Source organism: Ensifer sp. Root1252 (assembly GCF_001425885.1).
In the GTDB taxonomy this organism is placed as follows: Bacteria; Pseudomonadota; Alphaproteobacteria; order Rhizobiales; family Rhizobiaceae; genus Ensifer; species Ensifer canadensis.
On the sequence record NZ_LMDT01000045.1, the window covers coordinates 232,326 to 253,979 of the forward strand.

Consider the following 21,654-nt stretch of genomic DNA (forward strand, 5'->3'; position numbering starts at 1 on the left):
CCGGAGAAATCCGGCGCTGTCTTTCGCGCTTGCTTTCTCCCTTCGCATTGCACAAACTTCCTTTGAATGGCGGCGCTAGACTTGCCATCAAGGGGACAAAATCCGGTATGTCGATCAAGGCAAGTATCTACCACCTGACCCACTATACCTATGACCGCCCGATCAGGCTTTCACCGCAGATCATCCGGTTGAAACCGGCGGCCCACTCCAAGACCAAGGTCATCAGCCACTCGCTGAAAGTCTCGCCTGCCAACCACTTCGTCAATCTGCAGCAGGACCCCTACGGCAACTACCTCGCCCGTTACGTCTTCCCGGATCCGGTGACCGAACTGAAGGTCGAAGTCGATCTCGTCGCCGACATGACCGTCTACAACCCCTTCGACTTCTTCATCGAGGAAGAGTCCGAGCATTGGCCCTTCGCCTATCCTGAGGACCTAATCGACGACCTGAAGATCTACATGACGCCGGAACCGATGGGGCCGGCGCTGTCTTCGTTCATGGCGACCGTCGATCGCTCCCGGCAACGGACCATCGACATGGTCGTCGGCCTCAATGCCCGGCTCCAGCAGGACGTCGGCTACGTCATCCGCATGGAGCCGGGTGTCCAGCCGCCGGAGGAAACGCTGACGTCGGCCAGAGGGTCGTGCCGCGATTCGAGCTGGCTGTTCGTCCAGATCCTGCGCAATCTGGGTTATGCCGCCCGCTTCGTCTCGGGCTACCTCATCCAGCTGGCGCCCGATCTCAAGGCGCTCGACGGCCCGTCCGGCACCGAACACGATTTTACCGACCTGCATGCCTGGGCCGAGGTTTATCTGCCCGGCGCCGGCTGGGTCGGGCTTGACCCGACCTCCGGCCTTCTGACCGGCGAAAGCCATATTCCGCTCGCCGCCACGCCGCATTACCGCAACGCCGCCCCGATTTCCGGCGGCTTCTTCGGCGATCTTGAAACTCGTACCGACTTTGCCTTCGACATGAAGGTCTCGCGCGTCGCCGAGCATCCGCGCATCACCAAGCCGTTCTCCGATGAAAGCTGGCAGGCCCTCAACGCGCTCGGCGAGCAAGTCGACCAGGTGCTGTCCGAAAACGACGTGCGCCTGACGATGGGCGGCGAGCCGACCTTCGTATCGATCGACGATTTCGAAGCAGAGGAATGGAACACCGAAGCTGTCGGGCCGACCAAGCGCGAGAAGGCGGATATCCTCATCCGTCGGCTGCGCGAACGCTTCGCGCCCGGCGGTTTTCTGCATTACGGCCAGGGCAAGTGGTATCCGGGCGAAAGCCTGCCGCGCTGGACCTTCTCGCTCTACTGGCGAAAGGACGGCGTGCCGATCTGGCGTCAGGCCGATCTCATTGCCGAGGAGAACGGCCAGCATGACGTGACGGCAGAAGATGCCGAACGCCTGCTGCATGTGGTGGCAGCCGAATTGAGCGTGCCGACTGAGATGGTCGTGCCGGCTTTCGAAGACCCGGCCGATTGGCTGCTCAAGGAAGCAAACCTTCCCGACAACGTCGATCCGGCCAATTCCAAGCTGAAGGATCCAGAGGAACGCAGCCGCATGGCCCGCGTGTTCGAGCGCGGCCTGACGGCACCGACCGGCTACGTGCTGCCGGTGCAGGCCTGGAATGCGCGTGCCACCGGCGTGCGGTGGATGAGCGAGAAGTGGCAGACCCGCCGCGGCCGCATCTTCCTCGTTCCAGGCGACAGCCCCGTCGGCTATCGCCTGCCGCTCGGCGCCCTGCCCTATGTCGCTCCGTCCGCCTATCCCTATATCCATCCGGTCGACCCGACCGTTCCGCGCGACGATCTGCCCGATTTCGCCGAAACCAGCGCCCGCCCGCAGCATTCGCGCTTCCAGGCCTCGGAAGCGCCTGAAACCCCGCAACCCCAGCCACGCGACGAGATCGCCGGGCTGGTGCGCACGGCGATCAGTGTCGAGCCGCGCGACGGCAGGCTCTGCGTCTTCATGCCGCCGACGACGAGCATCGAGGAATATCTCGACCTGATCGCTTCGACCGAACGGGCCGCCGCCGCACTCGGCCTGCCGCTTCACATAGAAGGTTACGCGCCGCCACACGACGAGCGCATCAATGTCATCCGCGTGGCACCCGATCCCGGTGTCATCGAGGTCAACATCCATCCGGCCGCCAGCTGGCAGGAGTGCGTCGATATCACCACCGCGATCTACGAAGAGGCACGTCAAAGCCGGCTCGGCGCCGACAAGTTCATGATCGACGGCCGCCACACCGGCACTGGCGGCGGCAATCACGTCGTCGTCGGCGGCGCCAATCCCAATGACAGCCCGTTCCTGCGCCGGCCCGACCTGTTGAAGAGCATTGTCCTCTATTGGCAGCGCCATCCGTCGCTCTCCTACCTGTTCTCCGGCATGTTCATTGGGCCGACCAGTCAGGCCCCGCGCATCGACGAGGCTCGGCACGATCAGCTCTACGAGCTGGAGATTGCGCTCGCGCAGGTCCCGCTGCCGGGTTCCGCAACACCGCCGCCCCTGCCCTGGCTGGTCGACCGGCTGTTCCGCAACCTGCTCGTAGACGTCACCGGCAACACCCACCGTGCCGAAATCTGCATCGACAAATTGTTTTCGCCCGACGGGCCGACCGGCCGCCTCGGCCTCGTCGAATTCCGCGGCTTCGAGATGCCGCCCAATGCCCGCATGTCGCTTGCGCAGCAGCTGTTGGTGCGCGCGCTCATCGCCCGTTTCTGGAAACACCCGCTCGACGGCCGCTTCGTGCGCTGGGGAACCGCCCTTCATGACCGCTTCATGCTGCCGCATCACGTCTGGCAGGATTTCCTCGAAGTGCTCGCCGATCTGCGCGCCCATGGGTTCGATCTTCGGCCGGAATGGTTCGAGGCCCAGCTCGAATTCCGCTTCCCCTTCTGCGGAGAGGTCGAATACGAAGGCGGCAGGCTGGAAATTCGTCAGGCACTGGAGCCTTGGCATGTCATGGGCGAACAGGGCGCAATCGGTGGCACCGTGCGCTATGTCGACAGCTCCGTCGAGCGGCTGCAGGTCAGGCTCGACACGCCAAATCCCGAGCGCTACACCGTCACCTGCAACGGCCGTCCCGTGCCTCTCGCCAAGACGGGTGTCAATGGCAGCGCCGTTGCCGGCGTTCGCTACAAGGCCTGGCAACCGGCCGCCGGCCTTCACCCGGTTTTGCCCGTGAACACTCCCCTTACATTCGATATCTATGATACATGGTCGAATCGGGCGATTGGCGGATGCGTCTACCACGTCGCCCATCCGGGCGGGCGCAGTTACGAGACATTTCCGGTCAACGGCAACGAGGCAGAAGCGCGGCGACTGGCGCGGTTCGAGCCCTGGGGCCACACTCCGGGAGGCTACCTGCTTCATCCGGAAAGCCCGTCGATGGAATTTCCGATGACGCTTGATCTCAGGCGTCCGCCAGGAGCGTAAATGGCGAAGAAGCAGACAGCAGCGGCAGGCCGGCTGGGCATCGATGACGATCCGGTTTTCGGCTACCGTGCACTTCCAGGCATTGCCGACGAGATGCTCGACGCGCACGGCAATGTCCGGCCCGTCTGGCAGCGGCTGCTTTCGACGCTCGGCCGCCTCGACGAAACGGACCTTGTCAATCGCTTCGCACGCGCCGACCGCTATCTGCGCGACGCCGGCGTCTTCTATCGGGTCTATGGCGGCAAGGACAGCTCGGAGAGAAGCTGGCCGCTGTCGCATATCCCGGTCCTGATCGACGAGCACGAATGGGCGACGGTCTCGCAAGGCCTCATCCAGCGCGCCGAACTTCTGGAGAAGGTCGTCGCCGACGTCTACGGCGAAAACCGCCTGGTGCGCGAAGGCCTGCTGCCGCCGGCATTGATCGCCTCCAACCCCGATTTTCTCCGACCGCTCGTCAGCGTCAAACCGGCCGATGGCCATTTCCTGCAATTCATCTCCTTCGAGATCGGCCGTGGGCCTGATGGTAACTGGTGGGTCCTCTCGGATCGCACAGAGGCGCCGTCCGGTGCCGGCTTCGCGCTGGAAAACCGGGTCGCCACCACGCGTGCCTTCTCCAATCTCTATGCCGAAACGCATGTGCATCGCCTCGCCGGCTTCTTCGGCGCCTTCCGCGACACGCTGCAGGCGCGCAAGCTGCATCCGGACGATCGCATCGCCGTGCTCTCGCCCGGGATCGCCAACGAGACCTATTTCGAGCACGCCTATATCGCCCGCTATCTCGGCTTCATGCTTCTGGAAGGCGAAGACCTGACTGTTGTCGGCGGACGGGTGATGGTGCGCACGGTCGCCGGGCTGAAGCCGGTCGGCGTGCTCTGGCGCCGCCTCGACGCCGCCTTCGCCGATCCGCTGGAATTGAACCAGTCGTCGCACATCGGCACCCCCGGCATCGTCGAGGCTCTGCGGGCCGGTTCCGTCGCGATCGTCAACGCGCTCGGCTCCGGCATCGTCGAAACGCGCGCCTTCCTCGCCTTCCTGCCGGCCATCTGCCGGCATCTACTCGGCGAGGAACAGAAGCTGCCATCGATCGCCACCTGGTGGTGCGGCCAGACATCCGAGCGTGCGCAGGTCGCCGCCAATATCGAGCGCATGGTCATCGGCCCGGCCTATGCGACGCGCCCGTTCTTCGACGACAACGGCCAGTCGGTGCTCGGAGCGTCACTGGGCGAAAAGGACAAGGCGTCGATCTCCGATTGGCTCGATGCCGAGGCCGGAAAACTTGTCGGCCAGGAGGCGGTCACGCTGTCGACCACGCCGGCCTGGGTGCGCGGCCGCCTGACGCCGCGCCCGATGAGCCTGCGCGTTTTTGCCGCCCGCACCCGCGATGGCTGGCAGATCATGCCCGGCGGCTTTGCCCGCATCGGATCCGGCGACGATGTTGCCGCGATCGCCATGCAGGCCGGCGGCACGGCGGCCGACGTCTGGATCGTCAGCGACCGGCCGGTCGAACGCACCACCTTGCTGCCGGCCGAGGAAAGCTTCGCCCGCAACATGCCGGGAAGCCTGCCGAGCCGGGCGGCCGACAACCTGTTCTGGCTTGGCCGCTATATCGAGCGCGCGGAAGGGGCGTTGCGCATCCTGCGCGCCTGGCACGGCCGGTTTGCCGAGACTGCCGACCCGAGCCTGCCGCTGCTTCAGGACGTCACCGATTATCTTGCCGCCCTCGATATCGATACCCGCCAGGCGGTGCCCGACAGCCTGCTGGCCAATATCGCAAGCGCGCTCTTCAGCGCCGGCAACATCCGCGACCGCTTCTCGCCGGACGGCTGGCTGGCGCTCAACGATCTGTCGCAGACGGCACGAAAGTTTCATGCGACCGTGCAGTCGGGCGACGATGCCACCCGCGCCATGACCGTGCTTTTGCGCAAGCTCGCTGGGTTTGCCGGTCTCGTGCACGAAAACATGTATCGCTTTACCGGCTGGCGCTTTCTGTCGATCGGCCGCTACATCGAACGTGGGCTGCACATGACGCGGCTGCTTGGTCATATGTCCGGCCCCGACGCCCCCGATGGCGCCTACGACATGCTGCTTGAGATCGGCGACAGCGTCATGACCCACCGCCGGCGCTACAACGTCAACACCGCGGCACTCACCGTGACCGACCTGCTGGCGCTCGACCCGCTCAACCCACGCTCGGTGCTCTACCAGCTGAACGAGATCAAGACCGAGGTGGAGCTTCTGCCGAACGCCTATGTCAACGGCCAGATGTCGCCCTTCTACCGCGAGGCGATGCGCCTGCATTCCGGCCTTGCGGTCATGACGCCGGAGGCGATGAACCTCGGCGTCTACAACAGGCTGGAGCGGGACCTGGAAGCGCTCTCCAATATTCTCGCCAACACCTATCTCGGCTGACCGGCAGGATACACCCATGCTCTATGATATCAGCCTGAAGATCACCTACGGCTACGAAGTGCCGGTGTCCGGCGGGCGCCACCTCGTGCGCGTCATGCCGGCGACGCTGCCCGGCCGGCAGCGGCTCGTCGTCGGCTCGCTCAGTTGTCACCCGATGCCGGCGGAACGCTCCGAAAGCGTCGATTTCTTCGCCAATCCCTTCACCGCGATCCTGTTTCGCTCCGCCCATGACGACCTCGTGATCCGCATGCAGGCGCGGGTGCAGGTGGAGCCGTTGCCGCTGACGGCCGACTTTTCGGCCGATCTGTCGCGCCTGCCGACGGAGCTCGCCGCCTCGTGGTCCGTCGACCCGGAAGCGCCGCATCATTTCATCGGCCCCAGTCCGCTTCTGACGGAGGTCCCGGAGATTGCGGCCTACGCACAAGCCGTGGTCACTCCCGGGATGACGATCCGCCAGATCGCAACGGCAATCTGCGCCCGCATCCACCGGGACTTCGTCTACGACGCCGAGGCGACGACGGTAAGCACCACACCGGCGGAAGCATTCGAACTCAAACGCGGTGTCTGCCAGGATTTCACCCATGTGATGATCGTGGCGCTCAGGAGCCTCGGCATTCCCGCTGGGTATGTTAGCGGATTCTTGAGAACGATTCCTCCCGCCGGCAAGGAGCGCCTGGAAGGGGCTGACGCCATGCACGCATGGGTTCGTATCTGGTGTGGCACCACCGCTGGTTGGCTTGAACTCGATCCGACCAACAATATCCCTGCTGGAACCGACCATATCGTCGTCGGTCATGGTCGCGACTACGGCGACGTTGCACCCGTCATCGGCGTGCTGAAGAGCTATGGCGGGCAGAAGACCGAACAGGCCGTTGACGTCATTCCGGTCACCTGACCCGATTTGAGACACGACGTTCCCGTTTTCGCACGCCTCCGTGTCGCGTGAACCCGCTGTAACCACTGGTTTTCCTGCATTCCGCTAAAATTGAATCGATCGCCTGAACGATATCGTAAGTCACCCCCGCTAATGTCCCCCTCAAGCTTGCAACGCGTTCCTTGGGGTGTGCAGAGATGGGAAAACGATCCACGATCAACCGGTCCTTCATGGCTATGCTGAAGGACCGCGGCGGCAATTTCGGCATGATGGCGGCTTTGGCAACGCCATTGATACTTGCGGCCGGTGGCGTCGCCATCGACCTGGCGAACATGGTGACGATGAAGAACCAGATGCAAGATGCGGCCGACGCCGCAGCGTTGGCCGCAGCGTCTGCACTGGTGTCGAAAACTCCGCCTACGCCGGAAGAGGCCAAGGAAATCGCATTGAACTTCCTGAAGGCTCAGTCCACGGCCGCAGGCAGTGCCACTGACGGCTGGGGCGAGAATGGCGGAACTGCGGCATCGTTCAAATCCGCCGCCGATCCGGCCGCAGAAGACAAGCCGCCCGTCGATGAGGCAACCGTCGACATCATCGAGGGCAGCAACGGCGCGACGGGCAAGACCTTCAAAGTCTCGATCGTCAACAAGCACACGATCGAATTCAACGCGATGACCCGCCTGCTCGGGCGGAAATGGACCCAGCTCGAAACCCGGGCCACCGCGGACAGCGCAACCGAAACCAAGAACGCGCTGTCGATGTATCTCGTGCTCGATCGCTCCGGCTCGATGGCCTGGAAGACCAACGCGTTGGACACGACGAAAACGTCGTGCGCCAACTACACCGAGGACAACTGGAGCAAGTATCCGAACCTGAAGGCGACCAAGCCCTGCTACGTCACCAAGGTCGATGCGCTCAAGACCGCGGTCAAGGATCTGCTCGCGCAGTTGAAGATTGCCGACCCGAAGGATCTCTATGTCCGCACGGCAGCCGTTTCCTACAATTCGGCGCAGGATACGGCCGGTAATCTCGATTGGGGCACGACGGGAACGGCAACCTATGTCAACGCCCTCGTTGCAACCGGCGGCACAGCATCGGGCAATGCCTTTAAGACCGCATACAACAAGGTCACTGCCGCGACGGAAAATACCGCGCACAAGGCCAAGAACGGTCAGGTACCGACAAAATACATCGTGTTCATGACCGACGGCGACAACAACAACACGAGCGACGACACGACGACACTGACGTGGTGCGATACGGCACGCAAGAACAACATCCAGGTCTATACCGTCGCCTTCATGGCACCGGACCGCGGCAAAGCACTGCTCAAGTCCTGCGCCACCACCACCGCCAACTACTTCCAGGCGGAAGAAGCCGCCGACCTGATCGCGGCCTTCAAGGCGATCGGCGAGAAGGCTTCGGCCATGGCGACCCGCCTGACCAAGTAAACAACAAAAGCGCGCACCACTGTGCCGCCCGGTCCCGCCGGGCGGCATTTTTCGTTCGCGCAATCGTCAAGCCCATGGCTCTTCGTCGCGTATCCCTTCTATTCAGGCAATTCTAATCCTTTTAAAAACAGCTGTTGCAAGCGCTTCGGATCGATGCATAAATTGCCCATCCCCGGTCGGTTCCGGCCTGCGACCTCCCAACGCAAAAGGGTAAGACAGTTCTGATGATGAACAAGATTTCCGCCAACGAACTGCCGCAGCCCGCACTTCGTTCTTCCGAACCCGATCAGCTTGCCGTCGAAATTCTCGAACGCCTGAAGTATCGTATCGGTAAGGATCCGAAGGTCGCCAAGCCGCATGACTGGCTGACCGCGGCTATCCTCGTGGTGCGCGACCGCATCACCGACAAGTGGATGGATTCGACCCGCCAGACCTACGCGACCGGTGCCAAGCGCGTCTATTATCTGTCGCTGGAGTTCCTTATCGGCCGCCTGATGCGCGATGCCATGACCAATATCGGCCTGATGGAGGAGATGCGCGATGCGCTCGCCTCGCTCGGTGTCGATATCGATGTCATCGCCCTGCTCGAGCCCGACGCAGCACTCGGCAATGGTGGTCTCGGCCGTCTTGCAGCCTGTTTCATGGAATCGATGGCGACGGTGGACGTTCCAGCCTATGGCTACGGCATCCGCTACATGCACGGCCTGTTCCGCCAGCAGATGGCCGATGGCTGGCAGGTAGAGCTGCCGGAGACCTGGCTTGCCCATGGCAATCCCTGGGAGTTCGAGCGGCGCGAAAGCTCCTATGAGATCGGCTTCGGCGGCGTTGTCGAAACCGCCAATGTCGACGAGGAGATCCAGCGCTTCGTGTGGAAGCCGGCCGAGCGTGTGATCGCCACCGCTTTCGACACGCCTGCCGTCGGCTGGCGCGCCAAGCGCGTCAATACGCTCAGGCTCTGGACGGCGCAGCCGATCGACCCGATCCTGCTCGATGCCTTCAATGCCGGCGACCACATCGGCGCGCTGCGCGAAAGCAACAAGGCCGAAAGCCTGACCCGCGTGCTCTACCCCGCCGACGCGACGCCCGCCGGCCAGGAGCTTCGCCTGCGCCAGGAATATTTCTTCTCGTCCGCGTCTCTGCAGGACATCCTGCGCCGCCACCTGCAGCAGTATCCCGACTTCACCTCGCTGCCCGATGCCGTCGCGATCCAGCTCAACGATACGCATCCGGCGGTCTCGATTGCCGAACTGATCCGGCTGCTGACGGATCTGCACGGCCTAGATTTCGAACAGGCCTGGGAGATCACCCGCCGGACCATTTCCTACACTAACCACACGCTTTTGCCCGAAGCGCTCGAAAGCTGGCCCGTGCCGCTCTTCGAACGTCTGCTACCGCGCCACATGCAGATCGTCTATGCGATCAACGCCAAGATCCTGATCGAGGCGCGCAAGCAGAAGGGCGCCACCGACCAGGAAATCCGCAACATCTCGCTGATCGACGAAAGCGGCGACCGCCGGGTGCGCATGGGCAACCTTGCGTTTGTCGGCTCCCATTCGATCAACGGCGTGTCGGCGCTGCACACCGAGCTGATGAAGGAAACGGTCTTTGCCGACCTGCACAGGCTCTATCCAGATCGCATCAACAACAAGACCAACGGCATCACCCCCCGCCGCTGGCTGATGCAGTGCAATCCCGGCCTGTTCAGCCTGATCCGCGAGGCGATCGGCGACGAATTCATGGACAATACCGAGGCGCTGCAGGCACTCGATGCCTTCGCCGACAAACCGGATTTCCAGGAGCGTTTTGCCGCGGTCAAGCGCGCCAACAAGGTGAAGCTGGCGCAGCTTGTGCAAAGCCGCCTCGGCCTCAGGCTCGACCCGTCGGCGATGTTCGACATCCAGATCAAGCGCATCCATGAGTACAAGCGCCAGCTCCTCAATATCATCGAGGCGGTGGCGCTCTACGACCAGATCCGCTCGCATCCCGAGCTCGACTGGGTGCCGCGCGTCAAGCTGTTCGCGGGCAAGGCGGCGCCGAGCTACCACAACGCCAAGCTGATCATCAAACTGGCCAACGACGTCGCCCGCGTGGTCAACAACGACCCGGCGGTGCGCGGTCTTCTGAAGATCGTCTTCGTACCGAACTACAACGTCTCGCTGGCCGAGATCATGGTCCCCGCAGCCGACCTGTCCGAGCAGATCTCGACGGCCGGCATGGAGGCCTCCGGCACCGGCAACATGAAGTTTGCGCTGAACGGTGCGCTGACGATCGGCACGCTCGACGGCGCCAATGTCGAAATGCGCGACTGGGTCGGCGAGGAAAACATCAAGATCTTCGGCCTGACGGCCGAGGAAGTCACCAACGCCCGCGCCGAAGGCCACAATCCGCGCGCCATCATCGAAGGGTCGCGCGAGCTGTCGCAGGCGTTGCAGGCGATCGCTTCGGGTGTGTTTTCGCCCGATGACCGCAACCGCTTCACCAGCCTCGTCGATGGCCTCTACAATCACGACTGGTTCATGGTCGCGGCCGACTTCGAAGCCTATGCCCGGGCGCAGCGTGAAATCGACCAGCTGTGGACGACGCCGTCGGCGTGGTATTCGCAGGCCGTACGCAACACCGCGCGCATGGGCTGGTTCTCGTCCGATCGGACCATCCGGCAATATGCCGGGGAAATTTGGAGAGCCGGATGACCCCTTCGGCCGGCAAGGACCCGGAACCCGCAGCCGCAGCCCTGCTGTCAATGCCGGCCATTGCGGCCATTCTTTCGGGCACGCACGACGATCCCTTTGCCGTTCTTGGCGTGCATCCGGCGGGAAAAAACTACGTCGCCCGCTGCTTCATCCCGGATGCCGCTAGCGTCGTTGCGGAAACGCTGGCGGGCAAGGAACTCGGAACCCTCGAGCGGCGCGACGACGCCGGCTTCTTCGAGGGACCGGTCTCGCTGCGCAAGATCCAGCCGGTGCGTTATCGCGCCCGCAACGATGGCGGCGAGTGGATCGTCGTCGATCCCTACAGCTTCGGCCCCGTACTCGGACCGATGGACGACTACTACATCCGCGAGGGCTCGCATCTCCGGCTGTTCGACAAGATGGGCGCCCATCCGACCGACCATGAAGGCGCTCAAGGCTACCATTTCGCCGTCTGGGCCCCGAACGCCAAGCGCGTGTCGGTGGTCGGCCAGTTCAACGGCTGGGACGGGCGGCGCCATGTCATGCGGCTGCGGACCGACACCGGCATCTGGGAAATCTTCATCCCCGGTGTCGAGGCGGGCCTTGCCTACAAATACGAAATCCTTGACCGCCAAGGTACGCTGCTGCCGCTGAAGGCGGATCCCTTCGCACGCCGTTCGGAGCTTCGGCCCAACACCGCCTCGGTGACGACGCCTGAGATCGCACAGGTGTGGGAAGACGAGGCGCACCGCGCCCATTGGGCATCGACTGACGCCCGCCGCCAGCCGATCTCGATCTACGAGGTCCACGCCGGCTCGTGGCAGCGCCGCGACAATGGCGACATGCTGTCCTGGGATGAGCTCGCCGACCGGCTGATCCCCTACTGCGTCGACATGGGTTTCACCCATATCGAATTCCTGCCGATCTCCGAATTCCCCTACGATCCCTCCTGGGGCTACCAGACGACAGGCCTCTATGCGCCGACGGCACGCTTCGGCGAGCCGGAAGGGTTTGCGCGTTTCGTCAACGGCTGCCACAAAGTCGGCCTCGGCGTCATCCTCGACTGGGTGCCCGCGCATTTCCCGACCGACGAGCACGGGCTGCGCTGGTTCGACGGCACCGCGCTCTACGAGCATGAGGATCCGCGCCAGGGTTTCCACCCCGACTGGAATACGGCGATCTACAATTTCGGTCGGCAGGAAGTGCTGTCGTTCCTCGTCAACAACGCGCTCTATTGGGCGGAGAAATTCCACGTCGACGGGCTGCGCGTCGATGCCGTCGCCTCGATGCTTTACCTCGACTATTCGCGCAAACACGGCGAATGGGTGCCGAACGAATACGGCGGCAACGAGAACCTGGAGGCGGTCCGCTTCCTTCAGACGATGAACACCGAAATCTACGGCGTCCACAAAGGCATCCTGACGATCGCCGAGGAATCGACGTCCTGGCCCAAGGTGTCCCATCCGGTCCATGCCGGCGGTCTCGGCTTCGGCTTCAAGTGGAACATGGGCTTCATGCACGACACGCTGCAATACATGTCGCGCGAGCCGATCCACCGTCGCCACCACCACAACGACCTGACGTTCGGGCTGCTCTACGCCTTCAGCGAAAACTTCGTGCTGCCGCTGTCCCATGACGAGGTCGTGCACGGCAAAGGTTCGCTCATTGCCAAGATGACCGGCGACGATTGGCAGAAGTTCGCCAACCTGCGCGCCTACTACGGCTTCATGTGGGGCTACCCCGGCAAGAAGCTCCTGTTCATGGGGCAGGAGTTTGCGCAGTGGCGCGAATGGTCGGAGGAGCGCGCGCTCGACTGGAACCTGCTGGAATATCACCTGCATGAGGGCATGCGCCGACTGGTGCGCGATCTCAACGGCACCTATCGCTCGAAGCCGGCGCTGCATGCGCGCGACTGCGAAGGCGACGGATTCGAATGGCTGCTCGCAGACGACCGGGACAACTCGGTCTTTGCGTGGCTGCGCAAGGCGCCGGGTGAAAAGCTCGTCGCCGTCATCACCAATTTCACGCCCGTCTATCGGGAAAACTACACGATCCCGCTTCCGGTCGCGGGTCGCTGGAAGGAAATATTGAACACCGATGCGGAAATCTATGGGGGGAGTGGCAAGGGCAACGGCGGCGCCGTTCAGGCACAAAAGGATCAGACAGGAGCAATAGCAGCCACCATCACCTTGCCGCCTTTGGCAACGCTGATGCTGGAGCAGGACTAGAGCATCCCGCTTTCAAGTGGAATCACTGAAAGCGGATAAGATGCTCTAGAATCAAAGTGCTAGAGCGTCCTTTGTGCGTTCATCTGAACGCACTGCGAAGCGGTTTTCCGTCAGGAAATGCGCAAAAACAAAGGGATAGAGCGTTTCTTCGACTTGGTTCAAATCGGAAATGCTGCTGCATGTTTCCTTAAATCCTATTCGATTTAAGGATAAAAACATGCAGCAATTCAAAGTGCTACAGCGACCTTTGCGCGTCTAAGTCTAATAAGACGCGCGGCGCTGCAGAGTGTTCCAGCCCGACGGGTGAACCGGACGGCGGGAGTGCAAGAAGAAATTTCGAGGGCCGCAAGGCGTCGCCAAAGGTCGCCGTGACGATCCCGAAGAACAATGATTTTGGGGAGGACAAATGGTGGAAAAGCGTACGCAACCCTTGGCCCGTGATGCCATGGCCTATGTTCTCGCTGGCGGCCGCGGCAGCCGCCTGAAGGAATTGACCGACCGACGGGCAAAGCCGGCCGTCTATTTCGGCGGCAAGGCCCGCATCATCGACTTCGCACTCTCGAACGCCCTCAACTCCGGCATCCGTCGCATCGGCGTCGCCACGCAGTACAAGGCCCATTCGCTGATCCGCCACCTGCAGCGCGGCTGGAACTTCTTCCGCCCCGAGCGAAACGAAAGTTTCGATATCCTGCCGGCAAGCCAGCGCGTTTCCGAAACGCAGTGGTACGAAGGCACCGCCGACGCGGTCTACCAGAACATCGACATCATCGAGGATCACGGCGTCGAATACATGGTCATCCTGGCGGGCGACCACATCTACAAGATGGACTACGAACTGATGCTGCAGCAGCACGTCGATTCCGGCGCCGACGTCACCATCGGCTGCCTCGAAGTGCCGCGCATGGAAGCGACCGGCTTCGGTGTGATGCATGTCGACGACAAGGATCGCATTATCGCCTTTGTCGAGAAGCCGGCCGATCCGCCGGGCATTCCCGGCAATCCCGAGATGGCGCTCGCCTCGATGGGCATCTACGTGTTCCACACCAAGTTCCTGATGGATCTGTTGCGCCGCGACGCGGCCGATCCGAAGTCGAGCCGCGACTTCGGCAAGGACATCATCCCGTATATCGTCGACAACGGTAAGGCGGTCGCCCACCGCTTCAACCAGTCCTGTGTGCGCTCGGACTTCGAACGCGAAGCCTACTGGCGCGACGTCGGCACGATCGATGCCTATTGGCAGGCCAATATCGACCTGACGCATGTAACGCCCGAACTCGACATCTACGACAGCACCTGGCCGATCTGGACCTTCGCCGAGATCAAGCCGCCGGCAAAGTTCGTGCATGACGACGAGAACCGCCGCGGCTCCGCGACCTCGTCGCTGGTGTCGGGCGACTGCATCATCTCGGGCGCTGCCCTCAATCGCAGCCTGCTTTTCACCGGCGTCAGAGTAAATTCATATTCGCGACTGGAAAATGCCGTCATACTGCCCGATGTGAAGATCGGTCGCCGCGCGCTGCTCAGCAACGTGGTGATCGACAGCCGCGTGGTCATTCCGGAGGGCCTCGTCGTCGGTGAAGACCCGGAACTGGATGCGAAGCGCTTCCGCCGTTCGGAAAACGGCGTTTGCCTGATCACCCAGACAATGATCGACAAACTGGGAATGTAGGTCCGCCGCTGATGAACATCCTCTCCGTTGCGTCCGAAGTGTATCCGCTGGTCAAGACCGGGGGGCTCGCCGATGTCGTCGGCGCCCTGCCGGCCGCACTGTCGCCGCACGGCATCCGCACCCGCACCCTGGTGCCCGGCTATCCCGCGGTGCTGCAGAAACTGAAGAAGAAAAAGAAGGTCGGCAGTTTTGCCAATCTGTTCGGCAGCCCGGCCTCGGTTCTCGCGGCCGATCTTGACGGCCTCGACCTGCTGGTGCTCGATCTGCCTGCCCTCTACGAGCGCGACGGCGGCCCCTATGTCGACGCCACCGGCCGCGATTATGTCGACAACTTTCGCCGCTTCGCCGCCCTGTCGCTGGCTGCGGCCGAAATCGCCGCCGGCGATGTCGTGTCCGGCTGGAAGCCCGATATCGTCCATGTGCACGACTGGCAGACGGCACTGACGCCGGTCTATATGCGCTTTGGCCGCGCCGCCTCGACGCCGACAGTGTTGACGATCCACAACATCGCCTTCCAGGGGCAATTTGGGCCGGAAATCTTCGCCGAGTTGGCACTTCCGCCCGAAGCCTTCTCGACGCAGTTCGTCGAATATTACGGCGATGTCGGCTTCCTCAAAGGTGGCCTGCAGACCGCAAATGCGATCACCACCGTCAGCCCATCCTATGCGCAGGAGATCCTGACTCCGGACTTCGGCATGGGTTTTGAAGGCCTGCTCAAGAGCAGGGTTTCCGACCTCTCCGGCATCGTCAACGGCATCGACGCCGACGTCTGGGATCCGGCCAGCGACCCCTTTATCGCCCAGCATTTCAGCGCGACGACATTGAAGCAGCGCGCCGCCAACCGCCGGGCGCTGGAGGAACGCTTCGGGCTCGAACAGGGTAACGGCCCGATCTTCTGCGTCATCAGCCGGCTGACCTGGCAAAAGGGTATGGACCTTCTCGCCGAAGTCACCGACGAGATCGTCGCGATGGGCGGCAAGCTCATCGTTCTCGGCTCCGGTGACACGGCGCTCGAAGGCGCGCTTCTCGCCGCCGCCTCGCGCCATCGCGGCCATGTCGGCATGGTTACCGGCTATAACGAACCGCTGTCGCACCTGATGCAGGCGGGATCCGACGCAATCCTCATTCCGTCGCGCTTCGAGCCCTGCGGGCTGACCCAACTCTACGGCCTGCGCTACGGTTGCGTGCCGGTGGTTGCCCGTACCGGCGGCCTCGCCGACACCATCATCGACGCGAACGAAGCCGGGTTGTCAGCCAAGGTGGCGACCGGATTCCAGTTCACGCCGGTCACCGCCGACGGGTTGCGTCTTGCGATCCGGCGCGTCTTCCGTGCATACAACGAACCGAAAGTCTGGGCGCGTCTGCAGACCCAGGGCATGAAATCGGACGTTTCCTGGGCCAGAAGTGCCGAGCGTTACGTCTCACTATATTCCGGTCTTCTCGGGAAAGGCTAAGTCAGAATGATAAGAACAGTCACCACCACACCCTATGGCGATCAGAAACCCGGCACGTCGGGCCTGCGCAAGAAGGTTCCGGTGTTCCAGCAGAAGAACTATGCCGAGAACTTCATCCAGTCGATCTTCGACGCCCTCGAAGGCTTTGCCGGTCAGACCCTGGTGATCGGCGGCGACGGCCGCTTCTACAACCGCGAAGTCATTCAGATCGCCATCAAGATGGCGGCCGCCAACGGCTTCGGCCGCGTACTCGTCGGCCGCGGCGGCATTCTGTCGACGCCGGCCGCCTCCAACGTCATCCGCAAATACGAAGCCTTCGGCGGCATCGTGCTCTCCGCCAGCCACAACCCCGGCGGCCCGACCGAAGACTTCGGCATCAAGTACAATATCGGCAATGGCGGTCCGGCACCGGAGAAGGTCACCGACGCGATCTATGCCTGCAGCCAGGTGATCGACACCTACAAGATCTCGGATGTCGCCGACGTCAACCTCGATGCCGAGAGCTCGCAGGAGATCGACGGCATGACTGTGACCGTCATCGACCCGGTGGCCGACTACGCCGCGCTGATGGAAAGCCTGTTCGACTTCGGCGCTATCCGCAAGCTGATCTCGGGCGGCTTCCGCGTCGTCTTCGATGCAATGAGCGCGGTCACCGGGCCTTACGCCAAGGAGATCATCGAGAAGCGTCTGGGCGCGCCGAAGGGCTCGGTCATGAACTTCATTCCGCTGCCGGACTTCGGCGGCCATCACCCGGACCCGAACCTCGTACACGCCCGCGCGCTCTACGAGACAATGATGGCGCCCAACGCCCCCGATTTCGGCGCAGCCTCCGACGGCGACGGCGACCGCAACCTCGTCATCGGCCGCGGCATCTTCATCACCCCGTCCGACAGTCTGGCGATGCTGGCCGCCAACGCCCATCTGGCGCCGGGCTATGCCAAGGGACTTGCCGGTATCGCCCGTTCGATGCCGACAAGCGGCGCCGCCGACCGTGTCGCCGAAAAACTCGGCATCGGCCTCTACGAAACGCCGACCGGCTGGAAGTTCTTCGGCAACCTTCTCGATGAAGGCATGGCAACGATCTGCGGCGAGGAAAGTGCCGGCACCGGCTCCAACCACGTCCGCGAAAAAGACGGCCTCTGGGCGGTCCTCCTGTGGCTCAACATCCTTGCCGTGCGCAAGGAAAGCGCGCTCGACATCGCCCGCAAGCACTGGGCGACCTACGGCCGCAACTACTACTCGCGCCACGACTACGAAGAAGTGGACAGCGATGCCGCCAACGGCCTAGTGGCAGCGCTCCGCGACCAGCTCGCGACCCTGCCCGGGAAATCCTTCGGCGCGCTCAAGGTCGCGACATCAGACGACTTTTCCTATCACGATCCGGTCGACCATTCCGTCAGCAAGAACCAGGGTATCCGCATCCTGTTCGAGGGCGGATCGCGCGTCGTCTTCCGCCTGTCGGGCACCGGCACATCAGGCGCAACGCTGCGTGTCTACATCGAGCGTTTCGAGCCGAATCCGGCCCGCCATGATATCGACACCCAGGAGGCGCTCGCCGACCTGATCCTCGTTGCCGATGAGATCGCCGGCATCAAGACCCGCACCGGCCGCACCGAGCCGAGCGTGATCACCTGACGGAGCGCCCATCAGGGGCGCGCAAGAGACTGATATAGCAAGAAAACCCGAGGGGTGACTGATTAATGCCGACCGATGCATTGTTACCCCTCGGCGCCACGCTTACCCCTGACGGTACACGGTTTGCCGTCTGGTCGCGCAATGCTGCGTGCATCGACCTCTGCCTGTTCGACAAGGCGGGCGCCAAGGCATTGCGTCAGCTGCCGATGTTGCGCGACGGCGATGTGCATAGCCTGATGGTTGCCGATGCGCCGAAGGGAACCCGCTACGGTTTTCGCGCTGATGGGGTCTATTCGCCCGACCACGGCCTCTGGTTCGATCCAGCGAAGCTGCTCGTCGACCCCTACGCCATCGAACTCGACCGGCCTTTCCGGCACGATCCGAGGCTCACCATCTTCGGCGAGGACACCGCCGATCTGGTGCCTAAGGCAATCGTCAGGGACGTCAAGACAGCCAAGCCGAAGCCGCCGATCTTCAGGGCGGGCGGGTTGATCTACGAGATCGCCGTCAAACCCTTCACAGCGCTGCATCAAGGCATTCCCGAGGCGAAACGCGGCACTGTCGCAGCGCTCGCCGAGCCCGTCATCATCGACCATTTGAAGCGGCTCGGCGTTTCCGCCGTCGAACTGATGCCGATCGTCGCCTGGATCGACGAACGTCACCTGCCGCTACTGGGGCTCAGCAATGGCTGGGGCTACAATCCGATCGCGCCGATGGCGCTCGATCCACGGCTGGTGCCGGGCGGGTTGAAGGAACTTCGCCAGACTGTCGAGGCACTGCGCAAGGCCGGCATCGGCGTCATCCTCGATCTGGTCTTCAACCATTCCGGGGAAAGCGATCGGCTCGGCACGACGCTGTCGATGCGAGGGCTCGACAACCTCGCCTATTATCGCCACGTCACCGACAGGCCGGGCGATCTCATCAACGACACCGGCTGCGGCAACACGATCGCCTGCGACCACCCTGTCGTCCAGGCGCTGATCCTCGACAGCCTGCGCCACTTCGTGCTGGCCGCCGGCGTCGATGGCTTCCGTTTCGATCTCGCCTCTGTCCTCGGCCGCGACATGACCGGTTTCCATCGGAACGCTCCCCTGTTTGAGGCAATCCAAGCCGATCCGGTGCTTGCCGACCGCGTGCTGATCGCCGAGCCCTGGGATGTCGGCCCCGGCGGTTACCAGCTCGGCAATTTTCCCGCTCCGTTTCTGGAATGGAACGACCGGGCGCGCGACGACGTCAGGCTCTACTGGCGCGGCGACCGGCACGTGATCGGTGCGCTTGCGACAGCGCTTGCGGGCTCTTCGGATACGTTTTCCCGCTGGGGCGACACCGGCACCCGAACGGTCAACTTCATCGCCGCCCATGACGGTTTTGCGCTTGCCGACATCGTTGCCTATGCCGGCAAGCATAACGAGGCCAACGGCGAAGAGAACCGTGACGGCCACAACGAGAACCATTCCTGGAACAACGGCGCCGAGGGCGCGACAACCGACCCCGAGATCACGGTTGCGCGCCGGCATGACGTGGCGGCGCTTCTCGGCACCCAGTTTGCGTCCCGCGGCACGATCATGCTGACCGCCGGCGACGAAGGCGGACGCAGCCAACGTGGCAACAACAATGCCTATTGCCAGGACAACGCCATCACCTGGATCGACTGGAGCGCGATGGATGAGACGCTGGTCGCCCATACGGCAGCGCTTTCGTCGCTGAGGAAGCGCTTCGGTGTGTTCGGCGAGACGACATTCTTTACCGGCAAGGACGATGTCGAATGGCTGCGCCTCGATGGTCGCCCGATGGCGGTGACCGATTGGGAGCACCCGGCAACGGACAACCTGACGATGGTGCTTGCCACACGCGACGGCAAGAAGACGCGATCGACGCGGCTTGCCGTCGTCGTCAATCGCAGCCACGCGCCGCACCCGATCCATCTGCCCGAAAGCCTCGACGGCCAGTGGCAAGATGCGCTTTCTGCAGAACTCCCACCCACCTTTGTCCCTCCTCGCTCCGTTTCCTTCTTCGTCGAAAATTTCTGAACTATTCCCACCACTTGCTAGAACTCACCCGACCGTCCTATAGATTCGTTGGGGGGCCACTTTCAGGACAGCCATATGCTGAAGGATATTTCACTTTCCGAAATCAGACCGCTGGTCGGCACCGAGATCGGCGTCTCCGACTGGATCACGGTCACGCAGGACACGATCGACAAGTTCGCCGAGGCAACCGGCGATTATCAGTATATCCATGTCGACCCGGTGCGCGCCGCCGCCGAGACGCCGTTCGGCGGCACGATCGCCCACGGCTTCCTGTCGCTGTCGCTGTTGTCGGCGATGAATTACAGCTGCCTGCCCAAAATCCGCGAACAGACGATGGGCATCAACTACGGCTTCGAGAAGGTGCGCTTCATCGCACCGGTGAAGAGCGGCACCCGCGTGCGCGGGCACTTCACCATCGCAGACGCGCGCTTCCGTGGCAGCAGCATGTTGATGATCACCTATGAGGTCACGGTCGAAATCGAGGGTGAACGCAAACCGGCACTGACGGCCACCTGGCAGACGATCATCCAGTTCGATCCGAAGGACCGCCCTGCCGATGCCTAAATCCTGCGATGGCAGCCCAAGCTCACCCTCTACGGCGCGGCTCTGATCAAAACGCAATCACGTGCCGGATGACCTTGCCCTGGTCGAGCAGGTCGAAGGCCTCGTTGATCTCCTCGAGCGGACCGGTGCTCGATAGCAGCCTGTCGACCGGCAGCTTGCCACGCCGATAAAGCCCGATGAAGCGCGGAATATCGCGGCTCGGCACGCAGCTTCCCATGTAGCTGCCGCGAAGCGTGCGTTCTTCGGCGACCAGGCTGACGGCTGGGATGGCAATCTGGCTTGAGGGATGGGCAAGGCCGGCCGACGCGGTCGCTCCGCCGCGGCGGGTGATGCGATAGGCAAGCTCGAACGCCTTGACCGAACCGGCCGCCTCCAGCGCATGATCGACACCGCCTGACGTCGCCTCGCGGATCGCATCCCCCACATCCGGATCGGTGGCGACAAAAGTGTCGGTCGCGCCAAGCGAGCGTGCCAGCGCCAGCTTGTCCTTTGAGAGATCGATCGCGACGACCCGCTCCGCGCCCGACGCGACCGCTCCGAGCACCGCGGCAAGCCCGACGCCACCGAGACCGACGACGGCGGCCGACTGGCCCGCCTGGACGCGGCAGGTATTGACGATCGCACCGACGCCGGTCAGCACCGCGCAGCCGAAGAGTGCCGCCTCGACCAGCGGCAGGTCCGCCTCGATCTTCACTGCCGAATGGCGCGAGACGACCGCATAGTCGGCAAAGCCGGAAACGCCGAGGTGATGATGGACTGGAACAGCGTCGCAACGAATCCGGCGCTCGCCGGAAAGCAGCGTTCCCCTGCCATTCGCCTCGGCACCTGGAATGCAGAGCGCCGGACGCCCTTCCGCACAAGGCTGGCAGTCGCCGCAGCTCGGCATGAAGCTCATCACCACCCGATCGCCGGGCTTGAGATCGCGCACTGCGCTGCCGACGGCCTCCACCGTGCCTGCCGCCTCATGCCCGAGCGCCATCGGCACGGGCCGTGGCCTGTCGCCGTTGATCACCGAAAGATCGGAGTGGCAGAGACCGGCAGCGCCGATGCGAACCAGCAGTTCGTCGGGTCCCGGTGTGTCGAGGTCGACGGTCTCGATCGAGAGCGGTCGCGACCTGGCATAGGGCCGCTCGACCGGTGCGTGCCTGAGCACTGCTGCCCTGCTGCCCGTGTCTTCAAGATGTCCTCCCGCTTGCAAACGGGGGCAGCTTAGCCGCCGGAGAAGGCCGGCGGCAAG

General features: G+C 63.1%; 12 protein-coding genes. 11 read left to right on the forward strand and 1 reads right to left on the reverse strand.

Going from position 1 to position 21,654, the window contains the following annotated elements; translation table 11 throughout:
- Positions 1-107 precede the first annotated feature (107 nt).
- The 11 genes from ASD02_RS31480 (at position 108) to ASD02_RS31530 (ending at position 20,417) form a co-directional block, all read left to right on the forward strand.
- Positions 108-3,434 (forward strand): transglutaminase family protein, encoded by a 3,327-nt coding sequence (locus ASD02_RS31480; protein ID WP_057221581.1) that lies wholly within the window; start codon positions 108-110, stop codon positions 3,432-3,434.
- Positions 3,435-5,843, forward strand: coding sequence for a circularly permuted type 2 ATP-grasp protein (locus ASD02_RS31485; protein ID WP_057221582.1), 2,409 nt, complete (start codon positions 3,435-3,437; stop codon positions 5,841-5,843).
- A gap of 16 nt (positions 5,844-5,859) precedes the next feature.
- Positions 5,860-6,738 carry a transglutaminase family protein gene (locus ASD02_RS31490; protein ID WP_025424844.1) on the forward strand — a complete coding sequence of 293 codons (879 nt, stop codon included), beginning with the start codon at positions 5,860-5,862 and terminating at the stop codon, positions 6,736-6,738.
- 176 nt (positions 6,739-6,914) lie between these two features.
- Positions 6,915-8,168 (forward strand): TadE/TadG family type IV pilus assembly protein, encoded by a 1,254-nt coding sequence (locus ASD02_RS31495; protein WP_081788819.1) that lies wholly within the window; start codon positions 6,915-6,917, stop codon positions 8,166-8,168.
- 227 nt (positions 8,169-8,395) lie between these two features.
- Complete coding sequence (locus tag ASD02_RS31500) at positions 8,396-10,858, forward strand: glycogen/starch/alpha-glucan phosphorylase (RefSeq protein WP_025424846.1); 2,463 nt, start codon at positions 8,396-8,398, stop codon at positions 10,856-10,858.
- Complete coding sequence (glgB, locus tag ASD02_RS31505) at positions 10,855-13,065, forward strand: 1,4-alpha-glucan branching protein GlgB (protein ID WP_057217968.1); 2,211 nt, start codon at positions 10,855-10,857, stop codon at positions 13,063-13,065. The genes ASD02_RS31500 and glgB overlap by 4 nt, the downstream gene beginning before the upstream one ends.
- A gap of 406 nt (positions 13,066-13,471) precedes the next feature.
- Positions 13,472-14,734: a glucose-1-phosphate adenylyltransferase gene (gene glgC / locus ASD02_RS31510; RefSeq protein ID WP_025424848.1), complete on the forward strand. Its 1,263-nt coding sequence runs from the start codon at positions 13,472-13,474 to the stop codon at positions 14,732-14,734.
- A gap of 11 nt (positions 14,735-14,745) precedes the next feature.
- Positions 14,746-16,188 (forward strand): glycogen synthase GlgA, encoded by a 1,443-nt coding sequence (gene glgA, locus ASD02_RS31515; protein ID WP_025424849.1) that lies wholly within the window; start codon positions 14,746-14,748, stop codon positions 16,186-16,188.
- A gap of 6 nt (positions 16,189-16,194) precedes the next feature.
- The gene (locus ASD02_RS31520) at positions 16,195-17,823 is read left to right on the forward strand and encodes an alpha-D-glucose phosphate-specific phosphoglucomutase (RefSeq protein ID WP_025424850.1); all 1,629 of its coding nucleotides are present in this window, start codon (positions 16,195-16,197) and stop codon (positions 17,821-17,823) included.
- Positions 17,824-17,888: 65 nt separating this feature from the next.
- Positions 17,889-19,853: a glycogen debranching protein GlgX gene (glgX, locus tag ASD02_RS31525; RefSeq protein ID WP_057221583.1), complete on the forward strand. Its 1,965-nt coding sequence runs from the start codon at positions 17,889-17,891 to the stop codon at positions 19,851-19,853.
- A gap of 75 nt (positions 19,854-19,928) precedes the next feature.
- On the forward strand, positions 19,929-20,417 hold the full coding sequence (locus ASD02_RS31530; RefSeq protein ID WP_025424852.1) for a MaoC family dehydratase: 489 nt from the start codon (positions 19,929-19,931) through the stop codon (positions 20,415-20,417).
- Positions 20,418-20,463: 46 nt separating this feature from the next.
- Here the strand turns inward: ASD02_RS31530 and ASD02_RS31535 are convergent, their stop codons facing one another.
- On the reverse strand, positions 20,464-21,615 hold the full coding sequence (locus tag ASD02_RS31535; RefSeq protein ID WP_051509185.1) for a zinc-dependent alcohol dehydrogenase family protein: 1,152 nt from the start codon (positions 21,613-21,615) through the stop codon (positions 20,464-20,466).
- Positions 21,616-21,654: the final 39 nt, after the last annotated feature.